This is a genomic window from Polyangium sorediatum (assembly GCF_029946465.1).
GTDB classification, from domain to species: Bacteria; Myxococcota_A; Polyangia; order Polyangiales; family Polyangiaceae; genus Polyangium; species Polyangium fumosum.
The window spans coordinates 22,124-43,285 of the sequence record NZ_JARZHI010000027.1 but is presented as its reverse complement, the minus strand read 5'-3'; the positions used below and the strand labels follow the sequence as shown (position 1 = coordinate 43,285).

Genomic DNA, 21,162 nt, shown 5'->3' with positions numbered 1-21,162 from the left:
GTTTTCATGTCCCTCCGCGTCCTCCACGTCATTCCGAGCTTCTGGCCCGCGACGCGGTATGGCGGGCCGATCGAAGGCGTGCTTCGTCTTTGCCAGCGCCTCCTCGGCCTCGGCGTGACGGTCGAGGTTGTCACGACGGACGCCGACGGCGCGGGGGATCTCGCCGTACCCCACGCAGAAAAAACGCTCGCCGAAGGCGTGCCCGTCCGGTATTTTCCGCGCAGGCCTCGCACGCGATTCGCCGTCTCCGCGCCGCTCGCGCTCCACCTTGCCCGGGAGATCCCGCGCTGGGATCTGGTCCATGTCACGGCCCTGTTCTCGTTTTCGTCGGCCGCGACCATGGCCCTCGCCCGGCGCGCGGGTGTGCCCGCGGTCCTCTCGCCGCAGGGCACGTTGATGCCGTGGGCCATCGGCTCGAAGCGCTGGAAAAAGGCTCCCTATTTCGAGCTCGTCGAACGGAAGAACGTCCTCTCCGCCGCGGGCGTGCACGCGACGAGCGACGAGGAGGCGCGCGAGATCCTCCACCACGTCCCCGGCGCGCGCACATTCGTCGTGCCCAATGGCGTCGATGTGCCCGATGTGCTCCCCGACGTGCCACGCGAGAAGGCGCGGATCGTTTTTTTGGGCCGCATCCACCCGGTGAAGGGCTTCGACGTGCTCGTCCCTGCCCTCGCCCGCGTCGCCGCCATCCTGCCCGAGGTGGAGACGCTCGTCGCCGGCCCGGACGAGGACGGCGAACAAGCACGCGTCGAGGCGCTGCTCGCCCGCGTCACGCCCCGCCCCCGCGTGCGGTTTCTCGGGCCTGTGTACGGGAAGGAAAAACAGGAGCTCCTCGCATCGGCGACGGTCCTCGTATTGCCCTCGCACGGTGAGAACTTCGGCATCGTCGTGGCCGAGGCGCTCGCCGCGGGTACACCCGTCGTCGTGAGCAAGGCTTGTCCCTGGAAGATCCTGGAAGAACGCGGCGCGGGTGCGTGGGTCGAGAATACGCCCGAGCGTATCGCCGAGGCGCTGCTTTTGATCCTCGAAGACCCCGCGCGGGCCCGGCGCATGGGAGAAGCGGGGCGCGCCGTGGCCGCGGGGTACGGCTGGGACGCCATTGCAAAGCAGATGCTCACGCAATACGAGGCCCTCGCCCTGCGCCGGAGACGACCATGAAAATCCTCGTCGTCTCCTCGGTCGGCGGTCACCTGACCGAGATCATGCAGCTCGCCCCGGTCTTCGCGGGCCACGAGGTCGTTCTCGTCCTCAACGACGAGGCCGCATGGCCGGATTTCCCGTTCGCCCGGGTCTACCGCATCGCGCATGCCGAGCGAGACGCGCGCGTGCTCTTCAACCTGCTCGAAGCCGCGCGGATCCTGCGGCATGAGGATCCCGACATCGTGCTCTCGGCCGGCGCGGGCCCGGCGGTCCCGGTCGCGCTCGTGGCGCGGCTCGGCACGCGGGCGCGGATCGTGTTCGTCGAGACGGCCGCGGCGATCGTCCGCCCCACGCTCACGGGCCGCCTGATGGCGCCGCTCGCGCACCGATTCTTTTATCAATGGGACACGCTCGCGCAGTTTTTCCCGCGGGCCGAGAAGGCGAGCATTCATTTCGGATGAGGATCTTCGTCACCGTCGGCAATGCGCTCGTCCCCTTCGACCGGCTGCTCGGCTGGGTCGACGAGGCCACGTCGGCGCTCGACGTGCCCGTGGAAGGCCTTTGCCAGCACGGACCGAGCCGAGTTCGCCCGCGCGCGCTCGCGCCACGCGAGAACCTTTCGCGCGCTGAATTCGAGCACGAAATGGATCACGCCGACGTTGTCGTTTGCCACGCGGGCGTCGGCACGCTCTCGGATGCCCTCCGCCGCGGCCATCGCCCGATCGTCGCCCCTCGCCGCGCCGGGTTCGGCGAGATCGTGAACGACCACCAGCTCGAAATCGTCGCGGCCCTCGGGCAGGAAGGGCGGCTCGAGGTCGCCGAGGATGCCGAATCCCTGCGCGCGGCGCTCTTGCGCTATGCGCGGGGCGAGGCGCGGCGGGGTCCTCCGCGGGACGAGGATCCTGCGCGGCTCTTGCCCGTGGCGCGCGCGATCGCCGAAGGGCCGGCCCGCGCGCGCCCGCCGCTCCTTGGAAAACTCGCCATGAGCGCGCTCGCGGCGCTCGGTCCGCGGCTCGATCGGCTGCGCGTGCGATGAGACCACGCGCTTGCCCCCGCGCCGCGCTCCCGCTACGTTTGGCGGCGCGATGAGCATGACCCGCGAAAACACGCGTTCCGCGTGCCGAATCTGCGGGGCGCGTGGAGCGCCGGAGGAGTCCTTCGAGGAGATCGCCTGTTTCCGCTGCGCCACCTGCGGCACCGTGCAATCGAACGTTCTGCCCACGGTGGAGGAGCTGGCAAAACATTACGCTGGTTTTTCGGAGAGCTACACCGCGGGCATGGGCGCCGAACGGTTCGCCCGCGAGATGCCGAAGCGCCACGCCGCGAAGCTCGCGCTCGTGCGTCGACACCAGCCGAAGGGCCGCCTGCTCGACGTCGGCTGCGGGGAAGGTGGGTTCCTCTCGCAGGCCCTCGAAGCCGGCTTCGACGCCGTCGGCTGCGATTACTCCGTGCGCAAAGAATATGCGCCCAGGGTCCAAGTTTTTCCGGGCAACCTCGACGCGGAGGGGGGCTTGCCGTTCGAGGATGGAAGCTTCGACGCCGTCACGTCCTGGGCCGTGATCGAGCACGTCCGCGACCCGCACGCGGCGATGCGCGAGGTGCGCCGCGTCCTCAAGCCGGGCGGTTTTTTCTTTTGCGACACGCCCCTCTGCGGCGACGCCTCGGAGCGCGACGTCGCGGCGCGCTCGCACTGGTTCTGCCCCCCTGAGCACATTCACGTGTTCTCGTACGGGTCGCTCTCACGCCTCGTCTGGGCCGCGGGCCTCGACGTCGTGTATTCGACGCCCTCGTTCGAGCGCTCGGCGCCCAGGTACGTGGCGCGGCGCCTCCGAAACGTGCTGGTCGGCGTCGTCCTCGGGCGCGCGCTGCGCCATTTCGACCCGGGCGCGTGGGAGCGCCGCAGGCAGAGCGTGGTCACGCAGATCGGCGACATCCAGCTCCTCGTTGCGCAGAAGCCGCGGAGCTGACCGTGCCGCCCGCTTGCCCCCCGGCCGCGAGGCCGCTAGTTTCATCGGAGGTGCCGGCATGAGCCCCGATCCCCGAGCGAAATTCCGCGCGCTGACCCGGGTCTTCGACCCGATTTACCGGCCCTACCTCGACGCCGACGACGGCCCTGGCTCCTCGTACGTCCCGGAAGCGCACGAGCACTATCGCGCCGAGCTCGAAGCCGCGCTCGACCTGAACGACAACGCGAAGCTCCTGCTCGCCGGCCAGCCCGGATGCGGCAAAACCACGCTCCTGCTCAGCATCGCCCACCGGCTGCGGCGCGAGGGGCGGCTCGTCGCGTTCGTCGACCTCGAAGCACAGACGGCCGTGCAGGACCTCGGCTCGCTGGAGATGTACCTTGCCGCCAAGGCCGAGCTCGTCGCGGAGGTAAAACAAGCGGGAATCAGCCTCTCGGAAAAGACGACCGAGATGCTGCGCAGCGCCCTCGAACGCCTGCTCGGCTCGCCCGTCACGCCCGACCTCGACGCCCTCGGCGCCGCGCTGCGCCGGCTGCTCTCCACGGTGCGCGAGAGCAAGCTCCTGCGTGACGAGCTGCGCCGGCAAATCAAGGAATCAGGCTTCGAGCCGATCGACATGCTGGCCGGCCTGCTCGACGATCTCGAAGAACACAGGCCCGTCGTGCTGCTCGATGGCCTCGACAAACTTCCGCCCGTGCAGGCGCGCGACGCGTTCCTCGGCGACGAGAAGAAGCCGATGGTCGAGGCGCCAGGCGCGGCGATTTTGACAATCCCAATTTCGCTGATCTACGAGCCCACGTTCAACGTCCTCTCCGAGAGGTACAACAATGCGGGCAGCGCGGTCCTGCCCGCGGTTCGTCTCTACGATCTCAACCCGCACACGAACACGCGGCGGCGCTCCGAGCAGGGCGTGAGCATCATGCGCCGCATCGTGGAGGCGCGCGTCGAGCCGATCGACGCGCGGATCGTGATGCCCGAGGCCGTCGAACGCGCGATTGTAGGCTCGGGCGGCAACATCCGCGAGCTCGCGCGGCTCCTCCAATCGAGCGTGGTGAAGGCCCACGTCCGCCGCGGCACGTTCATCGAGGAGCAAGACGTGGCCGCTGCGATCGCCGACCAGCGCGAGTCGTTCCGCCGCGCGTACGATCCGCGCTTCTTGCCGGTGCTCGAAAAGGTGCGGCGCGAGTTCCGGCTCGAAGGCCAGGGCGACGTGACGAAGCAGCTCCTCTACGGGCTCTGGGTGATCGAATATCGCAATGGCATTGCCTGGTATTCGCTGCCCGATCCCGTCGAGCAGCTCCTCCGGCAAATGGAGACCTGGGCCGGATGACGCCGGAAGCGCGCATCGAGGAGCTCTCCGCGCGGCTCTCGCTGACGCAGGGCTCGCCGTCCTTGCTCGTCATGGTGGCTGAATCCGACGCCACGCTCGACGAGGCGCGTGGCCTGCTCGTGGGCATTTTGCAGCGAGCGCCGATGCACATGGAGGACCTCGGCGCGTGTGACGTCGACATGGGCCCGGCGCGCTGGGTGGAGCTGACGCACGAACGCGCGGCCGACGCTTACGTGCTTTCCGCTGCACCGTGGGGCCCCTTCAGCGGCGGCGCGTTCGCGGGCCTCCTGAACGCCGAGCGCGAATTCTTGCGGCGGCTCGCCGGCCCCGTCTTGCTCGTCGTCTCCCGCGAGACGGAGCGAATCCTCCGGCAAAAGGCGCCCGATTTCTTCACGTGGGCCGCGCGAACGTACGAGCTGCCCGCGCCCGCAGAGCTCATCGCGATGGCCCGGAAGCTCGGCGCCTTGCCCGAGCGCGCGCCGGGCGTGCCCTCCGAAGAACCTCCCCTTCGATTCCTCCACCTCTCGGACCTCCATTTGAGGCCCCAGCGGGTGAAGCGATACGATCAGGACCGCGTGCTCCGCGGCCTCGTCGATTTCCTCGCGCAGGACCGCGCGCGATTCCCGCTCGATCTGATCTTCGTGACGGGCGACCTCGCCCACAGCGGCAAACCCGACGAGTTCGAGCTCGTGGTCGATCTCTTCCAGCACCTCCTCAACGTGACGGGCGTCGCGCCCTCCCATTTCTTCGTCGTCCCCGGCAACCACGACGTCGACCGCGACGTGGGCCGCTGGCTCCGGCGCACGCTCGACAAGGACGAGGAGGCGATTGCATTCTTCGAGGACGAGCATGCAAGGCGGTTCCACATGCAGAAGCTCGAAGCCTATCGCGCGGCGCTCGCGCCGCTGCTCGGGCAAGATCGCGCGCTCGGGCTCGGCGTCGGCGCGCATGCGGTGGAGGTCGTGACGGTGCGCGGGGCGCGGATCGCGGTGGCGTCGTTCAATTCGGCGTTTTTCGCGCAGGGCGACGACGATCACGGAAAGCTCTGGCTCGGCGAGCCGAACGTGGACCGCGCCGGCGATCGCATCGCCGACGAGGGCGCGCGGGCCGCGATCGCGCTCATCCACCATCCGTTCGAAGAGCTGCACGAGCTGGAACGCGACATCATCGAGCACCGCTTCGAGCGCCTGTTCGACCTCGTGCTGCGCGGCCACATGCACCAGCCGAAGAGCCGCGGCATTGCCTCGCAGCGCGGGGGGTTCGTCGAGCTCGCGGCTCCGTCGGCCTACCAGGGCAGCCCGTGGCCGAATGGCTGCCTGCTCGGCGAGCTTCGGCCGCGCTCGGGCAAGGTGCGAATCACCCCGTACACGTACGCCTCGGGCGCGGATCCTTGGGTGCTTGATACCAAAGTATTCCCCGACGACGCGAAGGACGGCTACGCGCACACGTTCGGCGTGCCCGAAAAGAAACGGACGCCGAGCACCTTGCGGAGGCATCTGGCCCGGGCGACGGAAGAGGCCGTGGAAGCCGCGCCGGAGGCCGTGCAAAGGCAGGTGGCGAAGGAACTCGGCATCGAGGCGCCGAGCAGCCGAATGTCGAAAGCGGTGGCGAAGAAGGTCGCGCGGGCCGCGGCGGCGAAGGTGGACGATCCGGCGCTGCTCGCGAACGTGGTGGACGAGCGGCGCATGAGCACGGCGCTGAGCAAGACGGCCGCCGACGAGCTCGAAGCGGAGGGGGCGACGCGTATTCCGCGGTCGGATCCTCACTTCTTGGAGAAGGCGCTCGGGCGGGTGGCGGAGTTCATTCACCGCAAGGTGCGCGGCAAGGTGGCGAAGGACGCGGCCCGCGAGGAAATGCTCGTGGAGTTCATCGCCACTTCGTTGAAACATGTGGTGGATGGGCCCGTGTCCGTGGAGCGCTCGTTCCCCGAGGCGACGCGGCCGGACATTCTCATCGGAAACCCGAACGATGCCCCGGCGATCCGCTCGATCATCGAGGTGCATCTGTTACGGAGGCTCGGGGACGTCCTACCGAAACGATTCGAGCAGATCGAGCGCTGCTTGCAGAGCGGCGAAATCGCGCACGGCGCGCTCGTGGTGGTTCACACGGGCGAGAGCGACGAGGAGGCACGCATCGAGCACGAGAAGACCGCGGCTGGGCGGGAGGTCCTCGTGTTGCATTTGTTCTGGTAGGAGCGTCGTTCTCAGAACGAAAGGGCAAACCCGTCCGCCGTGGGCATGAAGCGGACCTTGTTCTCGTCCTTCCGCGCCGCGCTCGTTGGTTTGTCTGGGCTCGACGAGCGCGTCGCCACGAAGACGATGCCGACGATCGTGAGCGGCAACCCGACGAGCATGGCCGTCCCGCCCGTCGAGATGAGCACAATGCCGAGCGGGTCCTTGCCCTTGTCCCGCACCCGATCGATGCCCCAAGCGAGGCTCGCAGTGCCCATCCCGAGTGTGACGGCGCCGCCGATCAGGAGCCCCACGCCCGACGAGCGCTTCTTCTTCTTTTTTTGCTTCGGCCGGCGCAGCCGCTCGACGTCGACGTCCACGGGGACCCCGGAGACGGAGGGCGCCTGCGGGAGGTCGATCGTCACCGAGGCGCACGCGCAAAGCGAGAAGATGCCCCGCGAATCGCAGGTCTGCGTGCCCGGCCGCCCATCCTGGCAGGCGCAACGAGCCTGCGCGCCGGGCCTGCACATCCGCGGCCCCGCCGCGAGGAACGTCGGGTCGTAGGTGAACGGCGCGGCAGGCGCCGCGGGCGAAGGCTCCTCCGCGCGCACGACCGACGTGAGCGTCAGGAGCGCGGTGACCATCAAGCAAATCCCAAGCGATCTCGCCATGATGCCATTCCTCGGCGGATATGCGATATCGCACGGTACCACGAAGCGGACGGGCGGCGCAATCTCGCGCCGCGTCACGCGGCCTGGAGCTGCGCAAAGCTGATCAGGAGACGAGCTCGGGCTCCTCGAAGGCTTTGCTGTACACCTCGTCCAGCGCAAGCATGCAGCCGATCGACGCGAGCTCGATCGACTCACTGCCTTGCGCCTCGTACAGCGCCCAGCCGCCGAGATCGTGGCGCCGGAATACCTCGACGCGCCTCGTCTTGTAGGAGACGAGCACGTATTCGCGGAGCGAGGGGATCCGCCGGTAATGCGCGAACTTTTCGCCGCGGTCGTAACCTTCGGTGCGCTGCGAAAGCACTTCGACGAGCACGACGGGGTTTACGATGGCGTCCTTGTCCTCGGCATCGAGCTGGAGCCTGCCGCACACAACAGTCACGTCGGGGTACAGCGACGCGCCCGTCGCTTCGACGCGGATTCGGACATCAGGGCCGTAAACGCGATAATGCCGATCATGGAGTTCGTTGCCCAGCTCAGCCGTCACATTCGCCGATACGAGCCCATGATCCGGGTTGTCTCCGAACCTGTCCAGGATCTGCCCGTCCACGTACTCGTGCTTCGTCTCGCTCGCCAGCTCGAAGGCCAGATACTCGGCGAACGTAACGTAATGCCTCCCCGCCGGCTCCGCCATGACCGAACCTCCACGCACTACGTAGCACGCCCGCCCCTTCGCCGTCAGCCCCCCTCCCCGCCCGGTTTTTCCAGCCAAAACGACCCGATCCCGAGCGCATCCATCTTCGTGCGCCGATAACAATCGATCGCCTCGTCCGGCGTGTGCACGATCGGCTCGTTTTCATTGAACGACGTGTTGAGCAGAACCGGGATCCCCGTCTTCTCCTCGAACACCCCGAGCAGGTCGTAATAGAGCTCATTGTCGGCCCGCCGCACCGTCTGCACGCGGCCCGTGCCGTCCTCGTGCGTGATCGCCGAGAGTTTGTCCTTCCATTCCGGGCGGACCTTGTAGACGATGATCATGAAAGGCACCTCGTGATCCCCGCGGAAACAGGTGCTCAGCTTTTCGAGCCGAATGACGGGCGCGAACGGGCGGAAGGGCTCGCGGTTCTTGATGCGCGCGTTCAGCGTGGCCTTCATCCCCGGCCAGCCGGGATGGCACAGAATGCTCCGATTGCCGAGCGCGCGCGGGCCCCATTCCTCGCGACCCTGGAACCAGCCGACGATCTTGCCCTCGGAGAGCGTCTGCGCAGCCGCCGCGAGCAAACCATCCCGGCCGAGCTTCTTGAACGGGAGGCCCGAATGCACGAGCGCCGTTTCGATCTCATGGTCCTGGAAGCTCGTGCCCCAGTACGCATGCCGCACCTCGGGCGTCCGCGCCTCGCCGTGCACGCCGTGCTTCACCCAGAGCGCCGCGCCCACGGCCGTGCCATCGTCCGAGGCCGCCGGCTGGAAATAAGCCCGGTCGACCCAGCCCTCGGTGATCATTCGACCATTGCCCACCGAATTCAGCACCGACCCGCCCGCCATCGCCACGCTGCGCACGCCCGTCCGCTCGACCGCGTCCCCCACGAGCGCGAGGTAGATCTCCTCGAATCGCGTCTGCAGCGACGCCGCGATGTCCCGCTCCCGATCCGTGATCGGCTCCCCGCGCCGCCGCGCAGGGCCGAAGAGCGAGGCCATCGCGTCCGACCAGAGCCGAGGGACCTGGATCTCCGCGCCCTCCACGGTCTCCATCCCCTCGCTCGTCTTGTGGTGCCGAAACCACGTCAAATCGAGCCGGATGCCCTGCTCCGGATGAAAACGCACGATGCGCCGCATCTCCCGGGCGAATCGATTGACGCCGTACGCCGACAGACCCATCACCTTGTATTCCTCGCCGAACTTGTCGAAGCCGAGGAACTGGCAGATGGCCGTGTAAAACACGCCGAGCGAGTGAGGCCAGAGGTTCTTTCGCAGGACCTCGATGCGATTGCCCTCGCAAAGGCCGACGAGGCTCGTCGCGAAATCACCCGCGCCGTCGCAGGTGATCGTCGTCGCGCGGTCGAACGGAGACCAGTAATACGCGCTCGCCGCGTGGGCGAGGTGATGCTCGACCCGGTGGAATTTCGCCCGAATCGAGGCCTCCGGGACGCCAAGCGCCTCGGCCACGAGGTCCCCGCTCGTCGCGACCTCGCGGTGCACCGCGAGCCGCTTCACCGCGCTCGGGACGCCCGTGAACGGCCTCGACGCGATGAACGCGACCTTCGCCGCTACGTTCGCCCGCGGATCCCGCGCGACCGCGATGTCGGTGATGTCCTCGGGCGTCGCCCCCGCGAGGCGCAGGACCTCGGCCACGGCGAGGCGCGGAAAACCTGCGCAGTGCTTTTTCCGGTTGATCCTCTCCTCAGCGATCGCCGCGAGGATGCCCCCCTCACCGAGGAGCGCCGCCGACGCATCCCCGTGGGCCGAATTGATGCCCAAGACCAGACGAGACATTCATTTCTCCGTTGCGCCCAGGCCGCGCGGAGGCGAAAGGTAACGACCAAAAGCGGGCAGCGTCAAGCCGGCGCGGCCCGCGCCCGCAGGATCCCTTCGCATGCGCGTCGTCGCCGTCAACCAATTTTATGCCCCCGACCACGCCGCCACCTCGCAGCTCCTCACCGAGCTCTGCGAGGACCTCGCCGCCGCGGGCGAAGAGGTGACGGTCATTGCGAGCCGCGGCGGATACCTCGGCGGCGAAGCGCTCCCCGCCCGTGAACACCTCCGCGGCGTCGACGTCGTCCGCCCCTACGCCACGCGCTTCGGCAAGGCCACGATGGCCGGCCGCCTCGCCGATTACCTGTCGTTCTGGGCCACGAGCGTGCTCGCCGCCGCCCTCGAAGCCAAACCCGACGTGCTGCTCGTGCTCACGACGCCGCCCATGATCGCCGCCGGCGGCGCGCTCGTCGCCCTCGCGCGCCGCTTGCCGCTCGTCACGTGGGTGCAGGACGTCTATCCGGAGGCGGCGATCCAGCTCGGTTATCTCGCGCCCCGTGGCCCCGCGTCGCTCGCGTTGCTCGGCCTCGGCCGCGCCACGCACCACGCCGCCGCCCGCATCGTCGCGCTCTCCGAAGGCATGGCCGACCGCCTCGTCGCGCAAGGCGCGCCCCGCGAGCGCATCCGCGTCCTGCCGAACTGGTCCGACGGCCGCCTCGTGTCGCCCCGCGGACGCGAGGACCATCCTTTCCGAAAAACCCACGGTTTGGACGGACGATTTCTGGCGATGTACAGCGGCAACCTCGGCATCGGCCACGACGTCCGGACCTTCGTCGAGGCCGCGCGGCGCTTGAAAGACCGCCTCCCCGAGCTCGTCGTGCTCTTCATCGGCGACGGCGTGCGGCGCGCCGAGGCCGAGGCGCTCGCGAAAGGCCTCGAAAACGTGCGTTTCCTGCCGTATCAGCCCCACGACGCGATCGGCGAGAGCCTCTCGGCCGCGGACGTACATCTCGTCTCGCTGCGCGAGGATCTCGAAGGCCTGCTCGTCCCGAGCAAGCTCTACGGCGCGCTCGCCGCGGGGAGGCCTGTGATCTACCTCGGACCGCCGCGTTGCGAAGTCGCCCGCGTGGTGCACGAGCACGATCTCGGCTGGACCGGCCGCCCCGGCGACGTCGAGGGCCTATGCCACGCGCTCGAAGATGCGGTGACGCGAAGAACGTCCTGGGATGAAAAGGGCGCGCGGGCCCGCAGGATCTTCGACGAACGTTACGATCGTCCCGTATCCTCGGCCCGCTTCCGCGCCCTGTTGGAGGAGGCGTCGAAAGAGCCGCCGCCGCTCGCGCAGCGCGCTTGAATGTGGCAAGCCCACCGAACAACCAAGATCCAGCGATGATGGGAGGCATCGGATCATGAGGACCTACCTGGCGGCGTTCGCGTTCTCGGCGCTCGTCAGTGGGATCCTCACGCCGCTCGTGCGCCTCCTCGCATTCCGTCTTGGTGCGGTCGCGCGGCCCGGTGGAAGGCACGTGCATCGCCACGAGACGCCCAGGCTCGGCGGCCTCGCGATTTTCGTGGGGTTCTTCGCGCCGCTCGTGGGGCTCTTTTTCGTCCAATCGGTAGTGGCGCAGGCGTTCACGCAGGACGTCCGCAAGGTCATCGGCCTCTTCGCGGGCGGCGCGATCCTGTGCGGCGTGGGGGCGATCGACGACACGCGGGGCCTACGCGCGCTGCACAAGCTTTATGCGCAGGTCGTGGTGGCGGTGCTCGCGTTCGCCTGCGGATTTCGGATCGATGCGATTTCCTTGCCCTTCGTGGGCGAGCTGTCGATGGGCATCTTCGCCCTGCCCGTCACGGTGCTCTGGATCGTGGGCATCGTAAATGCGGTGAACCTCATCGACGGGCTCGACGGGCTCGCCGCGGGTGTGGTGTTTTTCGCGGCCCTGACGAATTTCGTCGTCGCGTATCTGTCGTTCGGCACGCTGCCGGCGCTCTTCATGGCGACGATGATGGGCGCGATCATTGGGTTTCTTTTTTACAACTTCAACCCCGCGCGTATCTTCATGGGCGACTCGGGGAGTTATTTCCTCGGGTACGTCATCGCTGCGACGTCGCTCATCGGCGCGACGCAAAAGGCGTCGACCGCGGTCTCGCTCCTCGTGCCGGTGGTGGCGCTCGGCGTGCCGATCTTCGACACGCTCTTCGCGATGGTGCGCCGCTGGCTCGAACGGCGGCCGCTCTTCTCGCCGGATCGCGGGCACATCCACCACCGCCTGCTCGACATGGGCATCACGCACCGCCGCGCGGTGCTCCTCATTTACGGCGTGAGCGTGCTGCTCACGGTGGCGGCGATCGGAATCTCGCTCGGCCGGAGCTGGCAGGTGGGGCTCGCGCTCGTGGCGAGCAGCGTGGTGTTCATCGGGCTCGTGCGCGCCGTGGGGTATTTCGAGCAAGCCCACGGGCGCAGGCGACAAAAAGAGCGGCTCCGCTCGCGCGACAGCGAGATCCTGCGGCGCCTCCTGCCGCGGCTCCCCGCGCGCTTCGAGGCGGCGCGATCGGAGGCCGACGTGCTCGCCGCGCTCGGGCTCTTCGGGCTCGAAGGACAACTCGCGTACGTCGAGATTCTCCCTGTGGCCGGCGGCGAACCGACGGCGTATCGCTGGACGAACCCGACGGACGACGATCCCTACGGCCGGGACGTGGTGTCCGCGCGGTATCCGATCGGCCGGGACGACGCGGCGCGCGCGGAGCTGAAATTCGGCCTGCGCAGCGATTTCGGCGACGTCTCGCCGCAAACCGAGGTGCTCCTCCAGGTCGTGACGGACATGGTGGAGGCGAGCCTCGCGCGCGTGAAGAGCCACCTCGCGCCGCGGGTGCTCGCGGAAGCGGCGGCGGCCGAAGCGCCGGCGCTCGAGGCCGCGTCGGGGACGTGAGCACGCCGAGGAGAAGGCTTGACGGCCGCTTTCGGATCGCCAAGGCTGCCCCGCGGTGATTCTGCTTTATCATCACATCCTGCCCGAGGGCGACGACGCAGGATTCTCCGCCGAAGATGGGCTCACGTTCCGGCACAGCCCCGAGGCGTTCCGATTTCACTTGGAGGAGCTGCGGCGGCGAGGCTATCGGTTCGGCTCGCTCGATCAGCTCGTTCGTCAGCTCGACGACGGCATCGCGGAGGACGATCGGTCGGCGTTCGTGACCTTCGACGACGGCTGGCGAAACCAGCACGAATACGCGCTGCCGATCCTGCGAGCGCTCGGAATTTCCGCAACGTTTTTCGTCACGACGGACCACCTGCGCCAGGGGGTTTCCTGCGCGAAGCGAATGGGGCCCGCGGAATTGCGGACGCTCGTGGACGCGGGCATGACGATCGGTTCGCACACGCGGACGCACCCGGATCTCGCGCGCCTCGACGAAACACGCCTGGAAGACGAGCTGCGCGGCAGCCGGCAGGACCTCGAGGATTTGCTCGGCAAACCCGTCACATTGTTCGCGTATCCCGGCGGCTCGCTCTCCGCGCGCGTGGTCCGCGCCGTGCGCCGCGCCGGCTACGAGGCCGCATGTTGTAGCTTCGGACCGGCGCGGAACGACGCCACCTCGCTCTTCTGGATGTATCGCGACGTGATCAGCGCGTCGATGCGCAGCCCGCGGGATCGTTATCGTCTCTCGCCCCTCGCGCGGCAGCTCCTGACGTTCCGCGTTGAACGCCGCTTGCGCGCGAGCCTGCACCGTCGCGCCTGAGGAGCTCATGACGAAGCCTTTGATTCGTGCCGTCACGCGCGAAGAGGTCCGAGAGCACGTCGCCTCGTTCGCGTTGCTCCACGGCGTGCGGCCGGAGGAATTCGACGCCGATTTCATGGACTGGTGGTTCTTCCAGAACCCCACACACGAGGGGCTGCTCGCAGGCGCGTTCGACGGCGACAGGCTGGTCGGCTACGTGGGGTTCGCCGCGCAGCACTTTCTCGTGCAGGGGCGGCGCGTCTCCGCCGCGATCCTGAGCAGCGCGTTCACGCATCCCGACTACCGCGGCAAAGGGCTCTTCCAGCGATTGATCCGGTTCCTCGTCGAGGCCGCGGGCACACGTGGCCACGAAGCCGTCTTCGGCTGGCCCAACGAAACGGCGCTGCGGATCTATCTGGGCCGCCTCGGCTTCTCGGCGATGTTCCCCGTGGACCGCTCCGCCCGTCCGGTGTCGTGGGGCCCGCTCGGCGCGCGATTCGGTCCGCAGGGCGTCTTCGCCGCGGAATGCGCAGGCGCCGCGTTCGACCGAATGCTGCCGCTGCGCCTCGGGCGCTACCGGTACGAGATCGGGCCTCCGGGCGAGCACGAATGGCAAGGCTTCATGGCGAGGGTGCTCGCCGCCTCCGATTGTATGCTCGAACGCCCGCACGCCTACGTCCGCTGGCGCCTGGCGCGCCCGCGACGCGACTACATCGAGGTGCTGCTCCGCGACGAGGCGGGCGTGCTCCGCGCCTGGGCTTCGGCCCGCCTGCCCATTCCGGGCGAGCCGCCGCGCCTGCACATCGGTGATTCTCTCGTCGACCCACGGAGCCGCGGCGCGCTCCGGGCGCTGTTTGCGGCCTGCGTCATGGAGGCCCGGCACTGCGGCCTCGAACAGGTCTATACGATCGCACGCTCGGCCCGGCTCGGGAGCTCGCTCGCCGCGCTGGGTTTCCTATCGAGACGCTCCACGACGCCCATCGTGGCGATCGCGACGTCGAATGCGGATCTCTCGCTCTATCAGGGGTGGGAATACCGCGACGCCGACATGGACATGTTCTGAGCCACGTTGGGGCGGTTCGTCGTTATCGGGGATTCATGTCGGAGCAGGGGTCCAAGGCGACGAAGGCCGCTGCGACGAGAAGGGCGCCCCGGGCCGCAGATGCCGGCCGATTCAAGCCGGCGGAGCGCTCCCTGCGCCTTGCTCGTCCTCGGCGGCCGCTTTGGCCCGAGCCGCCTTCCGCGCGGGCCGCGCCGCCGCCGCGTCCTCGCCCTCGTAATACCCTTCGCGACGGTAGTAATAATATCGATACTTGTATTCGTCGCGGTTGAAGTTCACGGCGTTGAGCACTGCGCCCGCCTTCGTCGCGCTGATGTCCTGCAGCGCGCGCACCGCGTGCCGCGCGAGGTCCTTCGTCGTCTTGAAGGCACGCACGACGAGCACCGTGCCGTCGACGAGCGTGGAGAGCACGGCCGCGTCCGTGACCGGCACGATCGGCGGGCTGTCGATGATCACGCGGTCGAAGCGCTTCTTCACGTCGTCGAGGAACTTCTTGAACTTTTCGCTGTGGAGCAGCTCCGCCGGATTGGGCGGGATCGGGCCGGCGGGAATGACCGACAGGTTCGGCACGTCCGTTTCGAGCACGGCCTCGTCGAGCGAATCTTCGAGCATCGCCGTGGTCACGCCGACCTCGGAGGTCTTCCGGAAGACGCGGTGCACGCGTGGTCGGCGCAGATCACAATCGATAAGCGCGACCTTCTGCCCCGCCTGGGCCATGACGATCGCAATACACGTGGCCACCGTGGTCTTGCCCTCCGAAGGCCCCGCGCTCGTGATGAGCAGCGTGCGGTAGGGTTTGTCGGGGGCCATGAAGAGCAGGTTCGTCCGAATGGTGCGCGCCGCCTCGGCGATGCCGCTCGTCGGCTGTTCGTGCACGATGAGCTCGGAGTTCATCACGCGCACGGGTTTGCCGCGCTGCCGCCGCGGCGAATGCGCCCCGGGCTTCCCGCCCTCGTCGATCTCGGGCAGGAGGCCGAGGAAGGGCAAGCCAAGGTCTTTTTCGACCTCGTCGGGCGTCTTCAAGCTGCGATCGAGGAGCCCACGCGCGAGCGCCGTCGCAATGCCGAGGAGGACGCCCAAGAACACGCCGATCGCAATGCTGCGCGTCACCTGCGGCCGCACCGGCGCGCGCGGGACGAGCGGCCGATCGAGGACGCGGATGTTGTTCACGCGGAGGACACGCGCGAGATCGCTCTCCTTCGTGCGTTCGAGGACGAGCGAATAAAGCTTTTCGTTGTTCTCTTTCGAGCGACGGAGGCGGTTGTATTCGATTTCGAGCAGGTTCAGGTCGAGCGCCTGCTTCTTCGACCGCTCGAAGAGCCCCGAGAGGCCCGCCTCCTGACGCTTCAGGACGGCGAGATCCTTGTCGAGGGCGCGCTGGATGTTCTTCACCTCGGCGAGCAAGGCCTTTTTCGCCGCATCGGCCCGCGCGTCGGCCTCCTTCACGTCGGGGTAATTGCGCCCCTTGCCCTCGCCGAGCAGGCCGTCCCGCGTGCGAATCGCCTCCTCGTACGAGGTCCGGAGGCCCATCAAGACATGGCTCTCCAAAAGCTCGCTCGCCGGCAAATCCGTGGGGTTTTCCCCCTTCACCTTTGCGAGCTCGTCCCGCCGCGCCTGGAACTCTTCTTTTCGCGTCCGGACCGTCGTCAGCGTGTCATTGAGCTGCTTCATCTCCTCGCGCAGCATGTTCGACTGGTCGTCGATCGCGACGGAGAGGATGTTCTTGGTCTCCTTGTAATCGTGCAGCGCCATTTCGCTCGACTCGAGGTCGACCTTGAGTTTGTCGAGCTGGCTGCGCAGCCAATCCGCGGCCGTCGCGGTCGAGGTCACCGCATCGTCGAGGTTTTGCTGGACGTACGTATCGACGAGGACGTTGAGAATACGCTGGGCGCGCTGCGGATCGGCGTCCTCCAGCTTGATCACGGCGAGCCGGCTCTCCTTGACCGGATCGACCTTGATCCGACCGCGGAGCACCTCCGCCGCGATTTCCTCGGGCACGCTCGCGTCCGGCGAGGGCGTGCCCGGGGGGAGGTTGCCGAGGAAGCCGCCGTCGTGCTGGAGCCCGAGCTCGCTCACGACGGCCGTCGCGACCTTCATCGATTGGATGATCTTGTATTGGGTCTCGTAATACTCGCGGTTGTCCCAGAAGCTGCCCGAGCCGAGGTCCACGATGTTCTCGACCTTCTGGCCGAGGGGGCGCGGCGGGTTCGGGTCGAACAGGATCGTGGACTGCGCCTGGTAGATTTTGACCTGGCCGAGCGTGTTGAACGTCGCCGCGAGCGAGACCACGAGCGCCGCGCCGAGCGCCGTGGACCAGTACTTGCGGACCATCTGCCAAACGACGGCAGGGCTCAGGGCCCCCTCGGGCGCGCGCTCCACGGCCTGGGTCGGCTTGGGCGTCAGGGTCGAGGTTCCAGATGCGTCCGTCACGGTGGCCAATGGAAGGGCGGCCGAGCTGGCCGGCTCCGCCTAAGGTGCGCCCACGCCCCCAGATGTTCAAGCGGGCCGCGATCGCGGGACGAGCTTACTCCCTGGCAAGGATCGCGGCCGAAAATTGGGGGGATCGGGGGTGGGCGGGCTACGGTCGGCCCAGCGTGCTCGGTGATCTCGTCAAGCGCCTGGTGAACGGCGTGGTGCTCCTGCTCGGGAGCCTCGCGTTTTTCCTCGTCCCCGTCGGGAGCAAGACGTCGGCGCAGCACGTCGTGGCGATCTTCTCGACGAAGCCGGCGCGCGAAGCCGCGCAAGCCTTCGCCCACGCGGCGCGCGACCTCGCCCACGAGGTGGCCGCGAACGTCGAACGAGCGAAGCGCGCCCCGGCCCTGCCCGACGCGAAGCCGAAGCCCGCGAGCGAGCGTTAGCCCTTCTTCTTGCGCGGGTCCGTGTACTGCGGGTGCTCGTTGTAGAAGGCGTCGAGGCTCTCGCGCGTGATCTCGGCCTCGATGTCGCCCTCGCGCTGGATCTTCGCCTGGCAGCCGAGCCGCGAGTTCAGCCGCACGTCGAAGGCCTTGTCGAGGATGTCCTCCTCTTCCTCCTCCGCCTCGGAGAGCAGCTCTTTGCCGCGCAACACGTAGACGTGACACGTCGAGCACGCGCACACGCCGCCGCACGCCGAGCCCTCGGGCGCCTCGACCTTGCGCGCCGCTTCGAGGAGCGAAGTCCCGACCGGGACCTCGACGTCGTACGTCGATCCGTGCGCCAAAAACCGTACCTTTGCCATCAGCTCCCCGTCCCGGAGGCATCGCCGTCCGGTGCATTGTGCCCCGCATGCTCGGCGAGGTGCGCCTCGACGCCCCTCGCCTTCGCCACGGTGCCTTCGATCGCCGTCACGTCCTTGCCCGCGATCGCCCGAGCGATCGCGCGATCCATGCGCCTGCCGGCCCAGCCGTGCGTGACGTCGTCGAGGACCTCGGTGCGGCCGCGGATGATCGCAGCGCGCGTCCCACGGATGGCCTCTTCAAGCCCGGCGAGCGCTTCATCGATGCGCGCGCGCTCCTCGTTGCCTTCGAGCAAGTCGGCGTCAGCGACGAGCGCCTTCTTCGTGGCGAGCACGACCCGCTCGGCTTCGACGCGCGCCTCGATGAGCTGACGTTTTTCGAGGTCCTCCTCGCCGTGATCGAGCGCGGCCATGAGCATCGTCTCGACCTCCTCGTCCGTGAGGCCGTAGCTCGGCTTGACCTCGACCTTCTGCTCGACGCCCGTCGTGAGCTCGTTCGCGGTGACGCTGAGGAGCCCGTCCGCATCCACGCGAAACGTGACTTCGAGCCGCGCGAGGCCCGCGGGCATGGGCGGGATTCCTTTGAGGACAAATCGAGCGAGGGAGCGGCAGTCGATCGCGAGCTCGCGCTCCCCCTGGACGATGTGGAGATCGAAGCCGGTCTGGTTGTCGGCGTACGTGGTGAAGGTTTGTCGTGCGCCGGCCGGGATCGTGGTGTTGCGCGGGAGGATCTTCTCGACGACGCCGCCCATCGTTTCGAGGCCAAGCGAGAGCGGCAGGACGTCGAGCAGGAGGATCTCGTCGGCGCGCTCCTTCGTCCCGGCGAGGATGTCGGCCTGGATCGCCGCGCCGAGCGCGACGACCTCCTCGGGATCGAGGTCGCAGAGCGGCGGCTTGCCGAAGAGTTTTTCCACGTACTGCCGCACGTACGGCACGCGGGTCGAGCCGCCGACGAGGATGACGCCGTCGAGCTCGTCGGCCGACACGCCCGCGTCACGGAGCGCGCGCCGGCAAGCGACGCCCGTGCGCTCGACGATCGGTTTGATCAGCGCGTCGAACTCGTCCCGCGTGACGGCGAGCTTGCGCGTGCCACCCGTGACCTCGATCTCGGCCTCGACACGGTCGGTCTCGGTGAGCCCGTGCTTGATCTTGCGCGCCGTATCGAGCGCGAGCCGCACGAGCTCGCGAGGGCGGTTCTCCGCTGGAACACCGAGGTCGTGGAGCAATCGCTCGGCGAGCGCGCGATCCATGTCGTCGCCGCCGAGCGCGCTGTCGCCGCCGGTCGAGCGCACCTGGAAGACGCCGTCGTCGAGCAGGAGGATCGTGACGTCGAAGGTGCCGCCGCCGAGGTCGTACACGGCGAACAGGCCGTTCTTCTGCTTTTCGAGGCCATACGCGAGCGCCGCGGCGGTCGGCTCGTTGAGGAGCCGGAGCACGTCGAGGCCCGCGAGCTTGCCCGCGTCCTTCGTCGCCTGTCGCTGCGCGTCGTCGAAGTACGCAGGCACGGTGATCACCACGCCGCCGACGGAGCGCAGCTCGTCCTCGGCGAGCGAACGGAGGACCTTGAGGACCTCGGCCGAGACCTCGACGGGCGTGACCGAGCGATCGCGGATCTTGAACCGCACGCTCTTCGCTTCCTCGGGCGTCTTCGGCTCGACGAACTCGTACGTGCCAAGCCTGCGCGTCTCGGGATCGTCAGCCCCGCGCCCCATGAAGCGCTTCACGCTGACGATGGTCTCGCGCGGGAAATCGACCGCGAGGCGCTGCGCATCTGCGCCGACGATCACGCGGCCGCGCGGGTCGTAGTGCACGACCGAAGGGACGAGCTTCTCCGCGTTGCAGTCGGCGATGACGACTGGCTTGCCGTCACGGACACGCGCGACGAGCGAGTTCGTGGTGCCGAGGTCGATGCCGATCGGCCTCGGGGCCGCCTTGGGGTCGAAGATTTCGAGGAGAGCCATGAGGGCCTTTCAGGATCAGGAAGAGAGCTCTTCCTCGATCGCGCTCGCCTCGTCGAGGAAGCGCCGAAGATAACGGAGCTCGCCGAGCTCGGGCAGGACGACCGCGAGCTTCGTCGCATCCGGATCGGACGCTGCAAACTGGCGGCCCATCGACGCGAGCACCTCGCGCTCACGCCCGCGGATCGCCTCCGCGAGCACACGAACGGCCGCGAGATCCTTCCGCCGCCGCGCATCCCCGAGCTCCTCGCGCCGCTCCATCATCTCCATCAGGAGATCGGGCGACGGCTTGGGCTCGGCGGTCTCCCCGACGGGCACGCCGGCGCGGCGAAGGAGCGCCTCGGCGCGGCGGCTCGGGTCCTTCAGCACGCGGAAGGCGTCGTTCACTTCGATCGCGCGTGACAGGGACAAACGCCGCTCGGCCGCGGGCGCGCCTGCGTAACGGTCGGGGTGGAGCGCGCGCGAGAGGTCGCGGTGCCGGCGCGCAAGGTCGTCCGGATCGAGGTCGAAACGGGCCTCGACGCCCAGCGTCTGGAAGGGATCGATCATCGTGAGAGGAGCCGTGGGATGCAGCGTCCGCGCCGAGGCGGGAGAAGCCTGCTCAGCCGACGGTGAAGGAGTGGCCGCAGCCGCAACGGCTCGCTTCCTTGGGGTTCTTGAACTTGAAGCCCTGGAACATCAGGGTCTTCTCCCAGTCGAGCACCGAGCCGCCGAGGTACAGGATGCTCTTCTTGTCGCAGTAGACGCGGACCGTGCTCTTGCCTTCCTCGGGGAACTCGAGGACGAGGTCGCCCTTGCGCGGGGCGTCGTCGTCGAACTCGATGACGTACGAGAAACCCGAGCAGCCACCGCCCCGGATCCCGATGCGGATCGCAGCGTCGGCCGTGCCGCGCTTGGCGAGGTTCGTCCGCATCGCGTCGACCGCGGCCGACGTCACGCCGATCGTCTTCTTCGCGTCGGCCGGCGCGGGCGCTCGCTGCTCCGTCTGGTTGCTCTGCGAAACTTCGCTGGTCGCGTTCATCGTACGTTCTCCGTCCGCCTTCCCGAAGGGCGCCGTCACTGCCCCGGGAGGGCCTTCTTCGCCGCCTGCTTCGACCGGAAGTCGGCGATCGCGCTCTTGATCGCGTCCTCGGCGAGCACCGAGCAGTGGATCTTCACCGGCGGCAGGTGGAGCTCCTCCGCGATCATGCTGTTCTTGATCTGCTCGGCCTCGTCGATCGTCTTGCCCTTGAGCCACTCGGTGGCGAGGGACGAAGAGGCAATCGCCGAGCCGCAGCCGAACGTCTTGAACTTCGCGTCCTCGATGACCCCCGCGTCGCTCACCTTGATCTGCAGGCGCATCACGTCGCCGCACGCCGGAGCCCCGACGAGCCCCGTGCCGACGTGCTCGTCGTTCTTGTCGAGGGTGCCCACGTTGCGCGGGTTCTCGTAGTGCTCGATGACTTTCTCGCTGTATGCCATGGCTCGAAAC

General features: G+C 68.1%; 20 protein-coding genes. 11 read left to right on the top strand and 9 right to left on the bottom strand.

Features of this window, described 5'->3' with window-relative positions; all coding sequences use genetic code 11:
* Positions 1–6 precede the first annotated feature (6 nt).
* From QHF89_RS26990 to QHF89_RS26965, 6 genes are all read left to right on the top strand, one after another.
* Complete coding sequence (locus QHF89_RS26990) at positions 7–1,158, top strand: glycosyltransferase (protein WP_136970643.1); 1,152 nt, start codon at positions 7–9, stop codon at positions 1,156–1,158.
* Entirely contained in the window at positions 1,155–1,601 is a 447-nt protein-coding gene (locus tag QHF89_RS26985) for a hypothetical protein (RefSeq protein WP_136970644.1), read from the top strand. The genes QHF89_RS26990 and QHF89_RS26985 overlap by 4 nt, the downstream gene beginning before the upstream one ends.
* On the top strand, positions 1,598–2,176 hold the full coding sequence (locus QHF89_RS26980; RefSeq protein WP_284720978.1) for a glycosyltransferase: 579 nt from the start codon (positions 1,598–1,600) through the stop codon (positions 2,174–2,176). The genes QHF89_RS26985 and QHF89_RS26980 overlap by 4 nt, the downstream gene beginning before the upstream one ends.
* Before the next feature lie 163 nt (positions 2,177–2,339).
* Complete coding sequence (locus QHF89_RS26975; RefSeq protein ID WP_284720977.1) at positions 2,340–3,107, top strand: class I SAM-dependent methyltransferase; 768 nt, start codon at positions 2,340–2,342, stop codon at positions 3,105–3,107.
* A 58-nt stretch (positions 3,108–3,165) separates the two neighbouring features.
* Entirely contained in the window at positions 3,166–4,434 is a 1,269-nt protein-coding gene (locus QHF89_RS26970) for an AAA family ATPase (protein ID WP_136970647.1), read from the top strand.
* Positions 4,431–6,626: a metallophosphoesterase family protein gene (locus QHF89_RS26965; RefSeq protein ID WP_136970648.1), complete on the top strand. Its 2,196-nt coding sequence runs from the start codon at positions 4,431–4,433 to the stop codon at positions 6,624–6,626. The genes QHF89_RS26970 and QHF89_RS26965 overlap by 4 nt, the downstream gene beginning before the upstream one ends.
* A gap of 11 nt (positions 6,627–6,637) precedes the next feature.
* Here the strand turns inward: QHF89_RS26965 and QHF89_RS26960 are convergent, their stop codons facing one another.
* The 3 genes from QHF89_RS26960 to QHF89_RS26950 form a co-directional block, all read right to left on the bottom strand.
* Positions 6,638–7,276 (bottom strand): hypothetical protein, encoded by a 639-nt coding sequence (locus QHF89_RS26960; RefSeq protein ID WP_136970649.1) that lies wholly within the window; start codon positions 7,274–7,276, stop codon positions 6,638–6,640.
* 103 nt (positions 7,277–7,379) lie between these two features.
* A complete protein-coding gene (locus QHF89_RS26955; RefSeq protein ID WP_136970680.1) occupies positions 7,380–7,967 on the bottom strand; it encodes a Uma2 family endonuclease in 588 nt (195 codons plus the stop codon).
* 44 nt (positions 7,968–8,011) lie between these two features.
* Positions 8,012–9,766 carry a carbamoyltransferase family protein gene (locus QHF89_RS26950; protein ID WP_136970650.1) on the bottom strand — a complete coding sequence of 585 codons (1,755 nt, stop codon included), beginning with the start codon at positions 9,764–9,766 and terminating at the stop codon, positions 8,012–8,014.
* Between the two features lie 100 nt (positions 9,767–9,866).
* Between QHF89_RS26950 and QHF89_RS26945 the strand changes: the two genes are divergently transcribed.
* The 4 genes from QHF89_RS26945 to QHF89_RS26930 are packed head-to-tail and all read left to right on the top strand — an operon-like array spanning position 9,867 to position 14,522.
* A complete protein-coding gene (locus QHF89_RS26945) occupies positions 9,867–11,099 on the top strand; it encodes a glycosyltransferase family 4 protein (RefSeq protein ID WP_136970651.1) in 1,233 nt (410 codons plus the stop codon).
* Positions 11,100–11,154: 55 nt separating this feature from the next.
* Entirely contained in the window at positions 11,155–12,675 is a 1,521-nt protein-coding gene (locus tag QHF89_RS26940; RefSeq protein WP_284720976.1) for a glycosyltransferase family 4 protein, read from the top strand.
* A gap of 55 nt (positions 12,676–12,730) precedes the next feature.
* Positions 12,731–13,480 carry a polysaccharide deacetylase family protein gene (locus tag QHF89_RS26935; protein WP_136970653.1) on the top strand — a complete coding sequence of 250 codons (750 nt, stop codon included), beginning with the start codon at positions 12,731–12,733 and terminating at the stop codon, positions 13,478–13,480.
* Positions 13,481–13,487: 7 nt separating this feature from the next.
* A complete protein-coding gene (locus tag QHF89_RS26930; RefSeq protein WP_136970654.1) occupies positions 13,488–14,522 on the top strand; it encodes a GNAT family N-acetyltransferase in 1,035 nt (344 codons plus the stop codon).
* 111 nt (positions 14,523–14,633) lie between these two features.
* Here the strand turns inward: QHF89_RS26930 and QHF89_RS26925 are convergent, their stop codons facing one another.
* Positions 14,634–16,949, bottom strand: coding sequence for a GumC family protein (locus QHF89_RS26925; protein WP_284720975.1), 2,316 nt, complete (start codon positions 16,947–16,949; stop codon positions 14,634–14,636).
* A gap of 164 nt (positions 16,950–17,113) precedes the next feature.
* Between QHF89_RS26925 and QHF89_RS26920 the strand changes: the two genes are divergently transcribed.
* Positions 17,114–17,377, top strand: coding sequence for a hypothetical protein (locus tag QHF89_RS26920; protein ID WP_136932292.1), 264 nt, complete (start codon positions 17,114–17,116; stop codon positions 17,375–17,377).
* Here QHF89_RS26920 and QHF89_RS26915 read toward each other — a convergent pair.
* The 5 genes from QHF89_RS26915 to iscU are packed head-to-tail and all read right to left on the bottom strand — an operon-like array spanning position 17,374 to position 21,152.
* Positions 17,374–17,736 carry a 2Fe-2S iron-sulfur cluster-binding protein gene (locus tag QHF89_RS26915; RefSeq protein ID WP_136932293.1) on the bottom strand — a complete coding sequence of 121 codons (363 nt, stop codon included), beginning with the start codon at positions 17,734–17,736 and terminating at the stop codon, positions 17,374–17,376. The genes QHF89_RS26920 and QHF89_RS26915 overlap by 4 nt on opposite strands.
* Positions 17,736–19,694 (bottom strand): Fe-S protein assembly chaperone HscA, encoded by a 1,959-nt coding sequence (gene hscA / locus QHF89_RS26910; protein WP_136970655.1) that lies wholly within the window; start codon positions 19,692–19,694, stop codon positions 17,736–17,738. The genes QHF89_RS26915 and hscA overlap by 1 nt, the downstream gene beginning before the upstream one ends.
* Positions 19,695–19,709: 15 nt before the next feature.
* On the bottom strand, positions 19,710–20,240 hold the full coding sequence (gene hscB / locus QHF89_RS26905) for a Fe-S protein assembly co-chaperone HscB (protein ID WP_136970656.1): 531 nt from the start codon (positions 20,238–20,240) through the stop codon (positions 19,710–19,712).
* Positions 20,241–20,292: 52 nt separating this feature from the next.
* Positions 20,293–20,712 (bottom strand): HesB/IscA family protein, encoded by a 420-nt coding sequence (locus QHF89_RS26900; protein ID WP_136970657.1) that lies wholly within the window; start codon positions 20,710–20,712, stop codon positions 20,293–20,295.
* A gap of 35 nt (positions 20,713–20,747) precedes the next feature.
* On the bottom strand, positions 20,748–21,152 hold the full coding sequence (gene iscU / locus QHF89_RS26895; protein ID WP_136932297.1) for a Fe-S cluster assembly scaffold IscU: 405 nt from the start codon (positions 21,150–21,152) through the stop codon (positions 20,748–20,750).
* Between the last annotated feature and the right edge of the window lie 10 nt (positions 21,153–21,162).

What these genes read in the sequence shown, in the direction of transcription:
- QHF89_RS26930 (WP_136970654.1), top strand. Translation starts at nt 13,488, where the DNA reads ATGACGAAGCCTTTGATTCGTGCCGTCACGCGCGAAGAGGTCCGAGAG.
- hscA (WP_136970655.1), bottom strand. Translation starts at nt 19,694, where the DNA reads ATGGCTCTCCTCGAAATCTTCGACCCCAAGGCGGCCCCGAGGCCGATC.
- QHF89_RS26915 (WP_136932293.1), bottom strand. Translation starts at nt 17,736, where the DNA reads ATGGCAAAGGTACGGTTTTTGGCGCACGGATCGACGTACGACGTCGAG.
- QHF89_RS26985 (WP_136970644.1), top strand. Translation starts at nt 1,155, where the DNA reads ATGAAAATCCTCGTCGTCTCCTCGGTCGGCGGTCACCTGACCGAGATC.
- QHF89_RS26940 (WP_284720976.1), top strand. Translation starts at nt 11,155, where the DNA reads ATGAGGACCTACCTGGCGGCGTTCGCGTTCTCGGCGCTCGTCAGTGGG.
- hscB (WP_136970656.1), bottom strand. Translation starts at nt 20,240, where the DNA reads ATGATCGATCCCTTCCAGACGCTGGGCGTCGAGGCCCGTTTCGACCTC.
- QHF89_RS26970 (WP_136970647.1), top strand. Translation starts at nt 3,166, where the DNA reads ATGAGCCCCGATCCCCGAGCGAAATTCCGCGCGCTGACCCGGGTCTTC.
- QHF89_RS26945 (WP_136970651.1), top strand. Translation starts at nt 9,867, where the DNA reads ATGCGCGTCGTCGCCGTCAACCAATTTTATGCCCCCGACCACGCCGCC.
- QHF89_RS26990 (WP_136970643.1), top strand. Translation starts at nt 7, where the DNA reads ATGTCCCTCCGCGTCCTCCACGTCATTCCGAGCTTCTGGCCCGCGACG.
- QHF89_RS26960 (WP_136970649.1), bottom strand. Translation starts at nt 7,276, where the DNA reads ATGGCGAGATCGCTTGGGATTTGCTTGATGGTCACCGCGCTCCTGACG.
- QHF89_RS26900 (WP_136970657.1), bottom strand. Translation starts at nt 20,712, where the DNA reads ATGAACGCGACCAGCGAAGTTTCGCAGAGCAACCAGACGGAGCAGCGA.
- QHF89_RS26950 (WP_136970650.1), bottom strand. Translation starts at nt 9,766, where the DNA reads ATGTCTCGTCTGGTCTTGGGCATCAATTCGGCCCACGGGGATGCGTCG.
- iscU (WP_136932297.1), bottom strand. Translation starts at nt 21,152, where the DNA reads ATGGCATACAGCGAGAAAGTCATCGAGCACTACGAGAACCCGCGCAAC.
- QHF89_RS26980 (WP_284720978.1), top strand. Translation starts at nt 1,598, where the DNA reads ATGAGGATCTTCGTCACCGTCGGCAATGCGCTCGTCCCCTTCGACCGG.
- QHF89_RS26955 (WP_136970680.1), bottom strand. Translation starts at nt 7,967, where the DNA reads ATGGCGGAGCCGGCGGGGAGGCATTACGTTACGTTCGCCGAGTATCTG.
- QHF89_RS26965 (WP_136970648.1), top strand. Translation starts at nt 4,431, where the DNA reads ATGACGCCGGAAGCGCGCATCGAGGAGCTCTCCGCGCGGCTCTCGCTG.